Here is a 13,724-nt window from a genome sequence, read left to right as displayed (position 1 = left end):
GAATCAGGTCCATTGACTGATCCGTTTCAGGTTACTGCGCCTGATAAATCTGGTCGAACACGCCACCGTCATTGAAGAATTTCGGTTGCGCGGTTTTCCAGCCGCCGAAATCCTTGTCGATGGTCACCAGCTCCAGTGTCGGGAACTGTTTGGCGTACTTGGCGGCCACCTCTTTGTCACGTGGACGATAGAAGTTTTTCGCCGCGATTTCCTGGCCGGCCGGGCTGTACAGGTGCTTGAGGTACGCTTCAGCAATGTCAGTGTTGCCCTTTTTCTCGGCGTTCTTGTCGACCACGGCCACCGGTGGTTCGGCAAGGATCGACAGCGACGGTACAACGATGTCGAACTTGTCGGCACCGCCGTCTTCTTTCAACGCCAGGAAGGCTTCGTTTTCCCAGGCCAGCAACACGTCGCCCTGACCGTTGTTGACGAAGGTGATGGTCGAGCCGCGAGCACCGGTGTCCAGCACAGGCACGTGTTTGAACAGGGTCTGCACGTACTCTTTGGCCTTGGCTTCATTACCGCCGTTGGCTTTCAGGCCATAAGCCCAGGCCGCGAGGAAGTTCCAGCGTGCGCCGCCGGAGGTTTTCGGGTTCGGGGTGATGACTTCCACGCCGTTTTTGGTCAGATCACCCCAGTCCTTGATGCCTTTCGGGTTGCCTTTGCGCACCAGGAACACGATGGTCGAGGTGTAAGGTGTGCTCGCTTCCGGAAGACGCTTCTGCCAGTCGACCGGCAGGCTCTTGCCGAGCTTGGCGACTTCATCGATGTCACCAGCCAGGGCCAGGGTCACCACATCGGCCCGCAGACCGTCGATCACCGCCCGGCCCTGCTTGCCCGAACCACCATGGGACTGCTGGATTTTCACGTTGTCGCCAGCGTGGTCCTTTTTCCAGAAGTTGATGAACTCGGCGTTGTACTCCTGGTACAGCTCACGGGTCGGGTCATACGACACGTTGAGCAGCTCGTAATCCTTGGCAACCGCGGAACCAGCAAAAAGGGCACTGGCCAGGGCGGCCAAAGCAAAATGACGAATCGACGACATGGTGAAAGCTCCTGGAATACTGGGTGTGTTGGCTTTTCTTATGGATTTCTGGAATCGGGTTGCCTGTTCAAAGATCGCAGCCTTCGGCGGCGCCCACAGGCGCGTAGGAGCTGCCAAAGGCTGCGATCTTTTGATCTTTCAATCTTTCGCTTCAGCTCGGCTTGTTGCCCGGGCTCTGCAAACGGAATTTCTCTTTGCGTTCGATCTGAACCACCTGGGCGTTATGCACGGTGATTTCCACCGCGCCAAAGCGCAGATCGCGCAAAGCGCTTTGGATCTCACGCAAAATGGTGGCTTCGTCCTGCCCGTCAACACTACGTAGGGATGCGCTCATGGTGCTGCTCCTTAATGAGATATGCCTGGCAGTGGCGGGCACTGCTTGCGGCGTAGGGGCAATAGTAGATAGGCGCGTATATTCTTAAAAAGACTATTTAAGAATGTTTATATAACCAGAAGACTGATAGTTCCCATGCTCCGCGTGGGAATGCCGCCCGGGACGCTCTGCGTCCCTGATCGAGAGGTGACACAGAGCGTCACTGGATGCATTACCACGCAGAGCGTGGGAACGATCATCAAGCGCTCATCCAATCGTTGGCGCCCGGGCCCAATCCAATGATGCCGCCGGCACTGGCCGCCCAAACCAGTACCCCTGCCCCAAATCGCAGTCATGCTCGAACAGGAAACTCGCCTGCTCGACCTGCTCGATCCCCTCGGCATGCACTTGCATCCCCATGCTCTGCGCCAGCGCAATGATTACCCGCGCAATCGCCGCGTCATCTTCATCACCCGGCAAGCCTGCGACAAACCCTTGATCAATCTTGAGCTTTTGCACCGGCAAACGCTTGAGCCGCAGCAACGATGAATAGCTATTAGTGACCAGCACCCCTTCACGGGTGCAATCGAACGCTGCTGCCGCCCGGCGCAAACGTTCCCTGTCTGCATTACGCTCACGCAACTTGGCGCCGACACCCAGACAGCGAAACAATCGCGCCCGCGCAATGAAGATCAGCCCGGCACTGAACGCCACCCAGGCATAACCGTTGATCAGCTGCCAGCGCAGCAGGTCGGGGGAACTATCGAAGAACCTGTTCAGTAAATAACCACTAAACTGGAACCAGGCGACGGAAAGCACCAGGTAGGGCAGCGCTGCACGCAAAGCATCGCGATAGGTGGCTGACATTAGAACGGCCATGTCCCTACAAAAAGGCTGGAATTATAGATTAAAGACACATCCAGCCACTCTTATCTGAAAGGGCGACTGGTTTTATCTGTGGGCTAAGTGATAATGCAACGGCTGTTTTTTTCTTTATCGAGGGTCCTATAGGCTATGTGGTACGAAGGTTTTCTTGGCTTATCGCCCTGGTCACTGGTGGCAGTCACCCTACTGATGACCCACGTGACGATCGTCGGCGTCACGGTTTATCTGCATCGCTATTCAGCCCATCGCTCGCTTGAGCTCAATGCCGGCCTGAAACATTTTTTCCGCTTCTGGCTGTGGTTGACCACGGCGCAGAACACCCGCGAGTGGACAGCTATCCACCGCAAACACCACGCCAAATGCGAAACCGTCGACGACCCGCACAGCCCGGTCATCAAGGGGCTGTCCACCGTTCTGCGCAAAGGCGCCGAGCTGTACCGCGCCGAAGCGGAAAACCCCGAGACCCTGCGCATCTACGGCAAGAACTGCCCCGAAGACTGGATCGAACGCAACCTCTACAGCCGCTTCCCCCTGTTGGGCGTGGCGATCATGGGCGTCATCGACCTGCTGCTGTTCGGCACCATCGGCATCACCATCTGGGCCATCCAGATGATGTGGATCCCGGTGTGGGCCGCAGGCGTGGTCAATGGCCTGGGCCATGCCATCGGCTACCGCAACTTCGAATGCCGCGATGCGGCGACCAATCTGGTGCCTTGGGGCATCCTGATCGGCGGCGAAGAACTGCATAACAACCATCACACCTACCCTAACTCCGCCAAACTGTCGGTGAAGAAATGGGAATTCGACCTCGGCTGGGCCTGGATCCAGGTTTTCAGCTTCCTGCGTCTGGCCAAGGTCCAGCGGGTTGCGCCGATCGCCCACCGCGTTGAAGGCAAAGGCAGCCTGGACATGGACACTGCCATGGCGATCCTCAACAACCGCTTCCAGATCATGGCTCAATACCGCAAGCTGGTGATCGCGCCGCTGGTCAAGCAAGAGCTGGAAAAGGTCGATCACTCGGTCCGTCATCAGTTCCACCGGGCCAAGCGTTTGCTGTCGCGGGAAACCAGCCTGCTGGACGACAAGCACCATATGCGCATCCAGACCATGCTCGAGCACAGCCAGGCGCTGAAGGTAATTTACGAGAAACGCCTGGCCTTGCAACAGATCTGGGTCAAGACCAGCTCAAATGGTCACGACATGCTGGCTGCCATCAAGGATTGGGTACACGAGGCCGAGGCCAGCGGGATTCAATCCCTGCGTGACTTCGCCGGTCAGTTGAAAACCTACTCCCTGCGCCCTGCCACCTGACCTGTAGGAGCTGCCGCAGGCTGCGATCTTTTGATTTGAAAGAGCAGATCAAAAGATCGCAGCTGCGACAGCTCCTACAAACGCATCACCAGTACCGCCCAGCGGCCTCCTCCCCCATCACCACAAATACCGGGAACTTCGCTCCAAATCCCCTATCTCAAAGACACTTCGCCATCCAGGCGGGCTCTGTTTTTGGCCGCTGTCGACATAGCGGCATGCCCTTTGAGATTTGTGCCGATGGTCCATAAAAACCTACAAGACACATCCCTTCCACAGTGGCCCGAGGCCGCGCAAACCCTGATGGCGCTGATGCATGCCCAGGGTGAAGTGGCACGCCTGAGCGAACGTGAACAGCTGTTCAGCTCGCTGCTGGTCAGCGTCAACGCCGTGCTTTGGGCATTCAACTGGGAAACCCGTCAGGTGCTTTACGTCAGCCCGGCCTATGAACGGATTTTCGGCCGCCCCGCCGGTCTGTTGCTGTCCGACTACAACCACTGGCGCGACAGCGTCTATCCCGACGATCTGGACTACGCCGAGCGCAGCCTGGCGCAAGTGCTGGTCAAAGGCGCCGTTGAAGACCGCGAGTACCGCATCATCGCTGCCGACGGCCAGGTGCGCTGGCTCAGCGACAAGTGCTTCATCAACCGTCAGGCCGAGCCGGGGCAACCGGTGATCATCGTCGGCATTGCCGAAGACATCACCGAAAAAAAGCAGATGGAAGCCGAGCTGCAACATCTGGCCAGCACCGACGTGTTGACCCAAAGCAGCAATCGCCGACACTTCTTCGAATGCGCCCATCGCGAATTCGAGCAGGCGCGGTTGAACGGTGCGCCGATGGCGTTCCTGCTGCTGGACATCGATGACTTCAAAATGGTCAATGACACCTACGGCCATCAGGAAGGCGACAAGGTGCTGCAACGCATCGCCGAGAGCGGTCGCGCGGCCCTGCGGCGTGGTGATCTGTTCGGACGGATCGGCGGTGAGGAATTCGCGGCGGTGTTTCCCGGCTGTGCACCGGACATGGCCATGCAAGTGGCCGAGCGTCTGCAACGGGAAATTCAGCGGTTAAGCTTCAGCCATGACGACCAGACCTTCGGCATCACCGTCAGCCAGGGCCTGAGCAGCCTTACATACGAGGATGAAAGCATCGACAGGCTGTTCGCCCGCGCCGATGCGGCGATGTACCAGGCCAAGCGCCAGGGCAAGAACCGGATTATTTCTGGCTGAGAACTATCCGCAGCTGATACCTGTGGCGAGGGGGCTTGCCCCCGTTCGGTTGCGCAGCAGCCGTGAAACCAGAGCGCGCGGTATTCCAGGCGGAGCGAGATTGCGAAATTCAGGACTGCTTCGCAGCCCAACGGGGGCAAGCCCCCTCGCCACAAGCTCGCTCCCACAGGGTTTCGTGTCAGATTCACTTCTTGCGCAAACGCATCAATTCCGGCAACCCGATCTTGAGCAACCGCGCTGTGCGGCTCTTGGCCAGCACCTCGATCCCCTCATGCTCGGTCAGGCGCGCCAGTTGCGCGGCCATGTTCATCACCAGCGCTTCGCGGGAGTAAACCCCGCCACCGAACTGGTAAACCGCCGCAATCAGCTCCCGCAGCTCCAAGGGCAGCCGCCAGCGGGTCCGTAGCGCCGAACCATAGGCCGCGCCGAATTCGGCCAATACATCGCCGACTTCTTGCCATTCATCCAGCTCACCGCCGGCCTGCTTCCACTCCTGCAAACAACGCAGCAACGCCAGGTCGCCGAGGCAATGCAGCATGCCTGCGCAATAACAGCGCGCCTGATCCAGATCCAGCAAACGCGCCAGTGTCCGGGCGTATTCGGCGGTGTGCAGCGACAACTCCCAATAACGCTCGGCATAGTCCGCCAGCTGCGGATCACTGAGCCGGGCACTGCGTTTGAGAGCGAGCCCCAGAATCAGGTTCATGCTTTGCCCGGTGCCCAAGCGTTGCAGCGCCTGGGCCAGGGTTTGCACAGCGACGCCATGATGCTGGGCTGCGCTGTTGGCGGCGGCGATCAGGACAGCGGTAATTTGCGGATCAGTGCGGATTTCGTCTTCCAGCCGCGTCAGATCGAGGCCATCGGGATTGAGGCTACGTTTGATCGCCACCTGCACATCGGTCATCAATGGCGCACCCTCCGCCAGTTCGCGACGTCGCTCCAGGTACACCGACAAGGTCATGCCTGGCGCCAATGACGGCGCCTCACAGGACACCTCTTCGCCGGCGTTCAGCAACAAATCCTGCAGGCGCTGGGTCAGGCTTTCGATGTTCAAGGGTTTGGTCAGGTACGCCGTGGGCGCCAGGGGCAAGACTTCGCGCACGCTGGCGCTGTCGTTACGGCTGCTCATCAGAATGAAGGGTAGCGGCGGATTACGCTTACGCTGCCGGACACTGCGCAGAACGTTCAGGCCATCGACGCCAGGCAACTCCCAGTCGACGATTACCAGGTCATAAGGATTTTCCGCCAACAGCTGCAAGGTCTCCTGGCCATCGGCACACAGGTCCAGCCGCGCGTCGCAGCGCACATTCAACAACACCTGCTTGAGCAGATCGCGAGACCAAGGGTCCGCCTCGGCAATCAGCACACGCGGTACAGCAGGTAAAACCACAGCAGTCATCGCACACTCCAACGGCAATGCTTGCACCTTAGTCAATGCTGGCCATTCGATACAGCTCAATTGCCCTGATGTGTTTCAAGCACCATAAAAAAACCCGCCGAAGCGGGTTTTTTGTCGATCAGATCACAAATGAATCAGAGCACTCGGATCACAGCTCAGAGAAGCACTCTTCGATGATCGCCAGACCTTTATCCAGTTGCTCGTCCGGCGAGGTCAGCGGTACCAGTACGCGCAGAACGTTGCCGTAGGTGCCGCACGACAGCAGGATCAGGCCCTTGTCACGCGCCTTGGCCACAACCGATGCCACAGCAGCCGCGTTCGGCTTGTGGCTGTCGCCGTCGACGAACAGCTCGACCGCGATCATCGCGCCCAGGGCACGCACTTCGCCGATGACCGGGTACTTGGCCTGGATAGCTTTGAGGCCAGTCACCAGACGCTCGCCAACCGCTTTGCAGCGATCCAGCAGGTGCTCTTCTTCGAACACTTCCATCACGGCCAGGGCCGCGGCGCAAGCGATCGGGCTACCGGCGTAAGTACCGCCCAGGCCGCCTGGAGCGATAGCGTCCATGTATTCGGCCTTGCCGCACACACCGGCCAGCGGGAAACCGCCAGCGATGGATTTGGCGAAGGTGGTCAGGTCGGCAGCAACGCCCATCTGTTCCATGGCGAAGAAAGTGCCGGTACGGCCAGCACCGGTCTGCACTTCGTCAGCGATCAACAGAATGCCGTGCTGGTCGCACAGGGCGCGCAGACGCTTCATGAACTCTTTAGGCGCAACGTAGAAACCACCTTCGCCCTGAACCGGCTCGATGATGATGGCAGCGATGTCACGCGGCTCGGCGTCGTTCTTGAAGATGCGCTCGATGCTGGCGATCGAATCGTCGATGCTCACACCGTGCAGTTCGTTCGGGTACAGCGCGCGGAAGATGCCGCCTGGCATCAGGCCCATGCCGGCCGAGTAAGGCACGACTTTACCGGTCAGGCCCAGGGTCATCATGGTGCGACCGTGGTAAGCGCCGGTGAACGCGATCACACCGGCACGGCCAGTGGCGGCGCGGGCGATCTTGATGGAGTTTTCCACGGCTTCGGAGCCGGTGGTCACCAACAGGGTTTTCTTGGCGAAATCACCTGGCACCTTGGCGTTGATTTTTTCGCACACTTCCACGTACGGCTCGTAGGCCAGTACCTGGAAGCAGGTGTGGGTCAGCTTGTTCAGCTGTTCGGTAACGGCGGCGATGATTTTCGGGTGCACGTGACCGGTGTTCAGCACGGCGATACCGCCGGCGAAGTCGATGAACTCGCGACCTTCAACGTCGGTCACGGTGGCGTTCTTCGCGGACTCGGCGAAGATCGGGTGAATCTGGCCAACACCGCGCGGTACAGCGGCTTCGCGGCGTTTCATCAGGGATGCGTTAGTCTTGCTCATAGTGTCCTCATTCACCGCTCATCGGGCGGCGTGGTTCAAGGAAAATGCGGCGGGGAGGCAACTACGGCAGCATGCGATGATCGACTGCCACAGCTTTCCCGGCCACAGAGAAAATTCCGTTTGAAGCGTCGCAAAGGGACAGCGCTCTCGTGCCCTTTGCGCTTGAAGCAATGCCTTGCCTTACCGGGCTTAGATGCCCAGGCAGAGGTATTTGATTTCCAGGTAATCTTCGATGCCGTACTTGGAGCCTTCACGGCCCAGGCCCGACGCCTTGATGCCGCCGAACGGCGCGACTTCGTTGGAGATCAACCCGGTGTTGACGCCGACCATGCCGTATTCCAGGGCTTCAGCCACACGGAACACACGGCCCAGGTCGCGAGCATAGAAGTACGAGGCCAGACCGAACTCGGTGTCATTGGACATCGCGATCACGTCAGCTTCGTCTTTGAAGCGGAACAGTGGCGCCAATGGACCGAAGGTTTCTTCCTTGGCCACGGCGGCGTTGTTCGGCACGTTGGTCAGGATGGTCGGCTCGAAGAAGTTGCCTTGCATGCTCTTGCCGCCCGCCAGCACGGTAGCGCCTTTGCCGACGGCGTCAGCAATGTGCTCTTGCACCTTGGCCACGGCTTTTTCGTCGATCAGCGGACCAGTGGTGGTGCCGTCTTCCAGACCGTTGCCGATCTTGAGTTTGGCCACGGCCACTTTCAGTTTTTCGGCGAACGCGTCGTAGACCGAATCCTGAATGTACAAGCGGTTGGCGCAGACGCAGGTCTGGCCGTTGTTGCGGTACTTGGAAATGATCGCGCCTTCGACGGCCTTATCCAGGTCCGCGTCGTCGAACACGATGAACGGCGCGTTGCCGCCCAATTCCAGAGAGACTTTCTTGATGTCTTTGGCGCACTCGGTCATCAACTGACGGCCGATTTCGGTCGAACCGGTGAAGGACAATTTGCGCACGATCGGGTTGCCGGTCAGCTCGCTGCCAATATCGCCGGCGCTGCCGGTCACAACACTGAACACGCCGTTCGGAATACCGGCACGCTGAGCCAGTTCAGCCAGGGCGAACGCCGAGAACGGGGTTTGCGAAGCCGGCTTGAGCACCATGGTGCAACCAGCGGCCAAGGCCGGACCGGCTTTACGGGTGATCATCGCGGCCGGGAAGTTCCACGGAGTAATCGCAGCGGTCACGCCGATCGGCTGCTTGATCACGATCAGGCGCTTGTCTGGCTGGTGGCCCGGAATCACGTCACCGTAGACGCGCTTGGCCTCTTCGGCAAACCACTCGATAAAGGAAGCGGCGTAAACGATCTCGCCCTTGGCTTCAGCCAATGGCTTGCCTTGCTCCAGAGTCATCAGGCGCGCCAGATCGTCCTGGTTCTCGATGATCAGTTCGAACCAGCGACGCAGCTTGTTCGCGCGCTCCTTGGCGGTCAGTCCACGCCAGGCCGGCAGCGCTTTATCAGCGGCTTCGATCGCACGGCGGGTTTCGGCAGCGCCCATTTTCGGCACAGTGCCCAGAATTTCGCCCGTTGCCGGGTTATTGACCTTGATCGTCTGACCGTTGTCCGCATCGACCCAAGCGCCATCGATAAAGGCTTGCTGGCGGAACAACTGGGTGTCTTTAAGCTGCATGTCGGCTTTCCTTAACAGCACCGCGGCAAACGCGGAGCGAATTATGATTGTAGAAAGGCGCCTTATAGGCTGCCGTCAGGGAAATCATTCACCGGGCTGAAGCACATAAATAGCGCACAAATCGAACTCGTGCGGTTCAGCACCCAGACAAGAGCGTTTGAAATCTCAAACGAATCCTAGGATCAAAGGGGGTAAAGGACAATAGGCTGTTCGAAAAAAAGAACGAAAACGCCGCATTTGCCTATTTTTTCAGATCAGCGTAGCAAACGCAGGTTACGCTTTTGAAAAAGGCAGACGATTCACCAGCATGGACGCCCGCAGTGCATATGAGTATCATGGCGCCCGCATCGCACCAGTAGCTCAGCTGGATAGAGTACTGCCCTCCGAAGGCAGGGGTCGTGGGTTCGAATCCCGCCTGGTGCACCATATGTTGAAACGAGAAAGCCTCAGATCTTAGGGTCTGGGGCTTTTTTGTGGGCTTTCTTCATGCCCCAAGGCGACTTGCTGAAGGGATGCAGTTGTTCGGTTTAACCGAACAACTGCCATTGATCAAAAAACCGCCAAAGCGGTTCTTTCATTCAGTCGTCCAGTCAAACTCGTCGTATTCATCATCCTCTTCGTCCTCAAACACTTCGTCATCAAGAACGTCTTCCTCAAGCGCTTCTTCTGCCTGCTTCGCCAGAAGAAACTCCTTACGACTCTCAGTCACTGCTCGCCGCAGTTCCTCACCCTTCACCGGGCAGTTGAGCATTTGGGCGATGCGGTCGATTTTTTGTGCCACGGCATCCTCCAACGCATCGGCTATAGGCCGATAGTGCGCGCTTTCGGGTGTCGATGCCAAATTTGCCGACCGCTGTTCACCTCATTTCTTCTGCAAATCCTTGAGTCGGGCCGTGAGGTTTTCCTTGGGAAAGCGCTTGTGCAGTGTCGTCAGCAGCGCCTCGGCGGCTTGGGTCTGACCGGCGTCTTGCAGGCGTATCACTTCACGTAATTGATCATCCAATGACTTGGCCGGCGCGGCGGCGCGTTTGCTGAGTTTTGCTTCGTCAGCCATTTCGCTATTGATCGACTCACGCTGCATCGGTGCAGAAAACTCCGCCATTGGCGCAGCCGGTGCGGGCATGGACATTGCTCCGGCCGGCGTAGCCTGGGAGCGAGCAGCGGGTTCATTCGCCCCAGCGGCTTCCTGTTTGGCAACCGGTGCGGACGCTTTTGGCGCTGGCGCGAAGTCATAACTCGGCAGTTGTTCCGGGGTGCGCTGCACCAGTGCAAGCATCAGCGCGACGCCGACGAGGCTGGCGAACGCAACCTGCCAGCGGGGTTGCTGGCAGGCGCGGAGCCAGCGCTGCCACAGGTTCGGCTTCGGCGCGGGAGCTTCGCGATGGGCCGTTGCGAGGATGAAGGCGTCGAGATGCGCCGGTGGTTCGCCGGTTGCGTGGTCGCGAAAATGCTTGAGCACTTCATCGTCGGGCGATGGCGGTGTTTGTCGGGCGTCAGTCATGTCAGTACCTCCTCGGCCAGCAGCCGACGCAGTTTTTGCTGGGCGTAGCGCAAGCGACTTTTAACGGTTTCCAGCGGGGTTTCGGTGAGGGTGGCGATCTGCGGCAGGTCGAGGTCGCCGTGGGCGCGCAGCAGGAACACTTCGCGCTGGTCGGCGGGCAGGGTTTGCAGGGCGGCTTCGAGACGTTGACCGTCGCGGCTCAGGCTTAGCAGTTGTTCGGGGTCGGCCGCGTCATCGATCAGGGCGTGAGCCTGTTCGTCATAGCTGTCGTGCAACGGGTTGTGGATGCCGTGTTTGCGCCAGTAATCGATCAGTCGGTTGCGGGCAATCTGGTAGAGCCAAGTACGAAAGTTCGCCCGGCCTTGTGGCTGACTGGTGCTGCGGATCAGGCTCAGCCAGGTTTCCTGATACACCTCTTCGGCCAGTTCGGGCTTGCCGCTGAGGCCGAGGAGGAATCGATAAAGGCCCTGGCGATGGCGGGCGTACAAAACTTCGAACGCCGGCCCGTCGCCCGAGCGGTAACGCGCCAGCAGCGATTCATCGCTGCCGGCGGCTGAGCTGATTACAGGATCGGACATGTCAGTGCTGGCCTCTTTCACTCTATCCGGTTGTCGTTGGGCTGTTGATTCGAGGCGGTCGGGGTTCGCAGGCTCTGCGCCAATTCCACCAATTGCACGAATTCACCGCGCAGGCCGAATTGATCATCGCCTCGTGCGCCACGGGCCAGGGCTTCGGTGTCCTTCAGGCTGAACTCACCGGTATAACGCCCGTCCTTGAGCTGCTGGGAAAATGCGGCGACGGCAGCGGCGAATCTCAGATCATCACTGGCGGCCGAGAGTTTGCCGGCCTCACCACTCAGGATTGGCCGCTCGATCAAGCGACTATTCCCACCTTCCGGCAACTGATAACGCACTCGCAGCATCGCCATTTCCCCGTTTTTTGCGGATACATCGGCCCCAGGATTGCCATACCGCAGCGGTTCCAGCCAGCCCTTCTCGCCCTTGGGCACAATTTCATACAACGCCGTCACCGTATGCCCTGCGCCGATTTCTCCAGCATCGATTTTGTCGTTACTGAAATCCTCGCGTTTCAAGGCGCGATTCTCATAACCCAGCAGCCGATATTCGCTGACCTGCGCCGGGTTGAACTCCACCTGCAGCTTCACGTTTTTTGCCACCACCGCCAAAGTCGAACCGAGCTGATCCACCAGCACTTTGCGCGCCTCGCGCAGGTTGTCGATGTAGGCGTAGTTACCGTCGCCAGCGTCGGCCAGTTGTTCCATCAGGTGTTCATTGTAGTTATCCACACCAAAACCCAAGGTAGTCAGGGACACGCCGGTCTTGCGTTTATCCACAGCCATTTGCTTGAGGCTGTCGAAGTCGCTGATGCCAACGTTGAAATCACCATCGGTGGCCAGCAGGATGCGGTTGATGCCTTTGGGGATAAACGCCTGTTGCGCCATTTGATAAGCCAGTTCGATACCCGATGCTCCGGCGGTCGAGCCGCCTGCAGTCAATTGATCGATGGCAGTACGAATTTTCGCTTTTTCCCGTCCGGAAGTCGGCTCCAGCACCACGCGAGATTCTCCGGCATACACCACCAGTGAAACCCGGTCCTGCTCGCGCAATTGATCGACCAGCAATTTCAGGGTGCTTTTGACCAGCGGCAAACCTTCGCGACGGTCCATCGAGCCGGACACGTCCACCAGAAACACCAGGTTCGCCGGAGCCAGTTCCGCCACCGCGCGATCGGATGCCTTGATGCCGATGCGCAGCAATCGGGTATGCGGGTTCCACGGCGACGGCGCCAGCTCGGTGGTCACGCCGAACGGCGAGCCATCGGTGGGCAAGGCGTAGTCGTAGGGGAAGTAATTGACCATTTCTTCCAGCCGCACCGCCCCTTCGGGAGGCAAGCGCCCCTGATTGAGCAAGCGCCGCACGTTGGCGTAAGCGCCGGTATCGACATCGGCACTGAAGGTCGAGACCGGTGCTTCGGTCACACTGTGAATCGGGTTATCGGCCAACGCCTGATATTGCTCCCGCTGCTCATCCCGATAGCCCTGTGGATAAGCCTCACCGGCCGGCATGGGCGCGAACGCGACTAACGGTGCCGGTCGCGCGCTGCGCTTGGCCATCGCGGTATCTACCATGACCGCCTCGCTACGCACTAACGCTTCAGTTTTCAGCGCTTCTTGAATCGGTGGCGCAACCGCTTCCGGGCTGTTCGTCTCAGAGTCTGGCGTGGATGAAGCGCCGCAACCGGCAACGGCCAGCAACAACCCGGCGGCGAAACCCTGGGCGGCCGGGCGGAGGAAATGCAGAGGGAGGGACATGGGGGCTGACCTCAGGAGGAAATTGACTCATTCATCCTCTGAGACGGACAGCCCGGCAGGTTCGGGTTAATCGCCGGAAAAAATCTTCAGCGGTGATAACGCCGCACCACGCTGCTGTTTTTCAGCACATGGCCTTTGATTTGTTCCATCAGTTGCGCGCGGGTCAGGCCGGCAGGCAAGGCGTCTGGCGCCAGGTCCAGGGCGTAAAGCTGAATGATGTAGTGATGGGAGCTGTCGCCAATGGGCGGGCAAGGGCCAATGTAACCGGTGGTGCCTTTGATGTTGGTGCCGCCCACGCCTTCGAGGGCGGATTTGGCACCGACACCGGCCGGGATCTGACGAGTCGCGGCCTTGATCCCGTAATGAATCCAGTGATCGACACCCAGGCCTTTCTGACCGTCCGGGTCGTGCATGACGATGGCGTAGCTGAGGGTGCCCGGGGGGCCGGCGTTCCAGCTCAGGGCCGGGGACTGGTTCTTGCCGCCGCAACCGCTGGCATCGCTGGCCGCCACCGACGTGAACAGACGATTGTCCGAAACACCGGGAATGCTGAGGGTGAAACGCTCCTGGGCCTGCGCCGGAAACTGCACGCAAAGGGCGACTGCAACGGCCGCCAGCCAAGGGTTCAAAAAGGTCAATCGGGTCATACCGGA

General features: G+C 59.3%; 13 protein-coding genes and 1 tRNA gene. 3 read left to right on the top strand and 11 right to left on the bottom strand.

Going from position 1 to position 13,724, the window contains the following annotated elements; translation table 11 throughout:
* Nucleotides 1–31: 31 nt before the first annotated feature.
* From ACQKPC_RS09190 to ACQKPC_RS09180, 3 genes are all read right to left on the bottom strand, one after another.
* The gene (locus tag ACQKPC_RS09190) at nt 32–1,045 is read right to left on the bottom strand and encodes a sulfate ABC transporter substrate-binding protein (protein WP_258618823.1); all 1,014 of its coding nucleotides are present in this window, start codon (nt 1,043–1,045) and stop codon (nt 32–34) included.
* A 151-nt stretch (nt 1,046–1,196) separates the two neighbouring features.
* Complete coding sequence (oscA, locus tag ACQKPC_RS09185) at nt 1,197–1,379, bottom strand: sulfur starvation response protein OscA (RefSeq protein ID WP_007899630.1); 183 nt, start codon at nt 1,377–1,379, stop codon at nt 1,197–1,199.
* Between the two features lie 246 nt (nt 1,380–1,625).
* Complete coding sequence (locus ACQKPC_RS09180) at nt 1,626–2,225, bottom strand: EAL domain-containing protein (protein ID WP_427624196.1); 600 nt, start codon at nt 2,223–2,225, stop codon at nt 1,626–1,628.
* Nucleotides 2,226–2,372: 147 nt separating this feature from the next.
* Between ACQKPC_RS09180 and desA the strand changes: the two genes are divergently transcribed.
* Together desA and ACQKPC_RS09170 are read left to right on the top strand one after the other, a co-directional pair.
* Complete coding sequence (desA, locus tag ACQKPC_RS09175) at nt 2,373–3,554, top strand: delta-9 fatty acid desaturase DesA (protein WP_008068638.1); 1,182 nt, start codon at nt 2,373–2,375, stop codon at nt 3,552–3,554.
* Nucleotides 3,555–3,791: 237 nt separating this feature from the next.
* Complete coding sequence (locus ACQKPC_RS09170) at nt 3,792–4,781, top strand: GGDEF domain-containing protein (protein WP_427624195.1); 990 nt, start codon at nt 3,792–3,794, stop codon at nt 4,779–4,781.
* A 184-nt stretch (nt 4,782–4,965) separates the two neighbouring features.
* Here ACQKPC_RS09170 and ACQKPC_RS09165 read toward each other — a convergent pair whose 3' ends face one another.
* The 3 genes from ACQKPC_RS09165 to gabD form a co-directional block, all read right to left on the bottom strand.
* A complete protein-coding gene (locus tag ACQKPC_RS09165) occupies nt 4,966–6,180 on the bottom strand; it encodes an HDOD domain-containing protein (RefSeq protein WP_427624194.1) in 1,215 nt (404 codons plus the stop codon).
* Nucleotides 6,181–6,328: 148 nt separating this feature from the next.
* A complete protein-coding gene (gene gabT, locus ACQKPC_RS09160; protein WP_007899625.1) occupies nt 6,329–7,606 on the bottom strand; it encodes a 4-aminobutyrate--2-oxoglutarate transaminase in 1,278 nt (425 codons plus the stop codon).
* Nucleotides 7,607–7,795: 189 nt separating this feature from the next.
* Nucleotides 7,796–9,238, bottom strand: coding sequence for an NADP-dependent succinate-semialdehyde dehydrogenase (gene gabD, locus ACQKPC_RS09155; protein ID WP_008068633.1), 1,443 nt, complete (start codon nt 9,236–9,238; stop codon nt 7,796–7,798).
* Between the two features lie 349 nt (nt 9,239–9,587).
* On the opposite strand from gabD, the gene ACQKPC_RS09150 reads away from it, so the two are divergent.
* Nucleotides 9,588–9,664 (top strand) — tRNA-Arg (locus ACQKPC_RS09150).
* Nucleotides 9,665–9,812: 148 nt separating this feature from the next.
* On the opposite strand, the gene ACQKPC_RS09145 is transcribed toward ACQKPC_RS09150, so the two are convergent.
* The 5 genes from ACQKPC_RS09145 to ACQKPC_RS09125 form a co-directional block, all read right to left on the bottom strand.
* Entirely contained in the window at nt 9,813–10,079 is a 267-nt protein-coding gene (locus ACQKPC_RS09145) for a hypothetical protein (RefSeq protein ID WP_427624193.1), read from the bottom strand.
* A gap of 21 nt (nt 10,080–10,100) precedes the next feature.
* Complete coding sequence (locus ACQKPC_RS09140; protein ID WP_427624192.1) at nt 10,101–10,739, bottom strand: hypothetical protein; 639 nt, start codon at nt 10,737–10,739, stop codon at nt 10,101–10,103.
* Nucleotides 10,736–11,317, bottom strand: a complete 582-nt coding sequence (locus tag ACQKPC_RS09135; RefSeq protein ID WP_427624191.1) for an RNA polymerase sigma factor — start codon at nt 11,315–11,317, stop codon at nt 10,736–10,738. Before ACQKPC_RS09135 ends, ACQKPC_RS09140 begins: the two co-directional genes overlap by 4 nt.
* Nucleotides 11,318–11,334: 17 nt before the next feature.
* Nucleotides 11,335–13,071: a vWA domain-containing protein gene (locus ACQKPC_RS09130; RefSeq protein WP_427624190.1), complete on the bottom strand. Its 1,737-nt coding sequence runs from the start codon at nt 13,069–13,071 to the stop codon at nt 11,335–11,337.
* Nucleotides 13,072–13,157: 86 nt separating this feature from the next.
* Nucleotides 13,158–13,718: a YbhB/YbcL family Raf kinase inhibitor-like protein gene (locus ACQKPC_RS09125; protein ID WP_427624189.1), complete on the bottom strand. Its 561-nt coding sequence runs from the start codon at nt 13,716–13,718 to the stop codon at nt 13,158–13,160.
* Between the last annotated feature and the right edge of the window lie 6 nt (nt 13,719–13,724).

The organism is Pseudomonas sp. NPDC089918 (assembly GCF_050280605.1).
Lineage (GTDB): Bacteria > Pseudomonadota > Gammaproteobacteria > Pseudomonadales > Pseudomonadaceae > Aquipseudomonas.
This window is presented reverse-complemented; position numbering and strand designations above follow the sequence as displayed.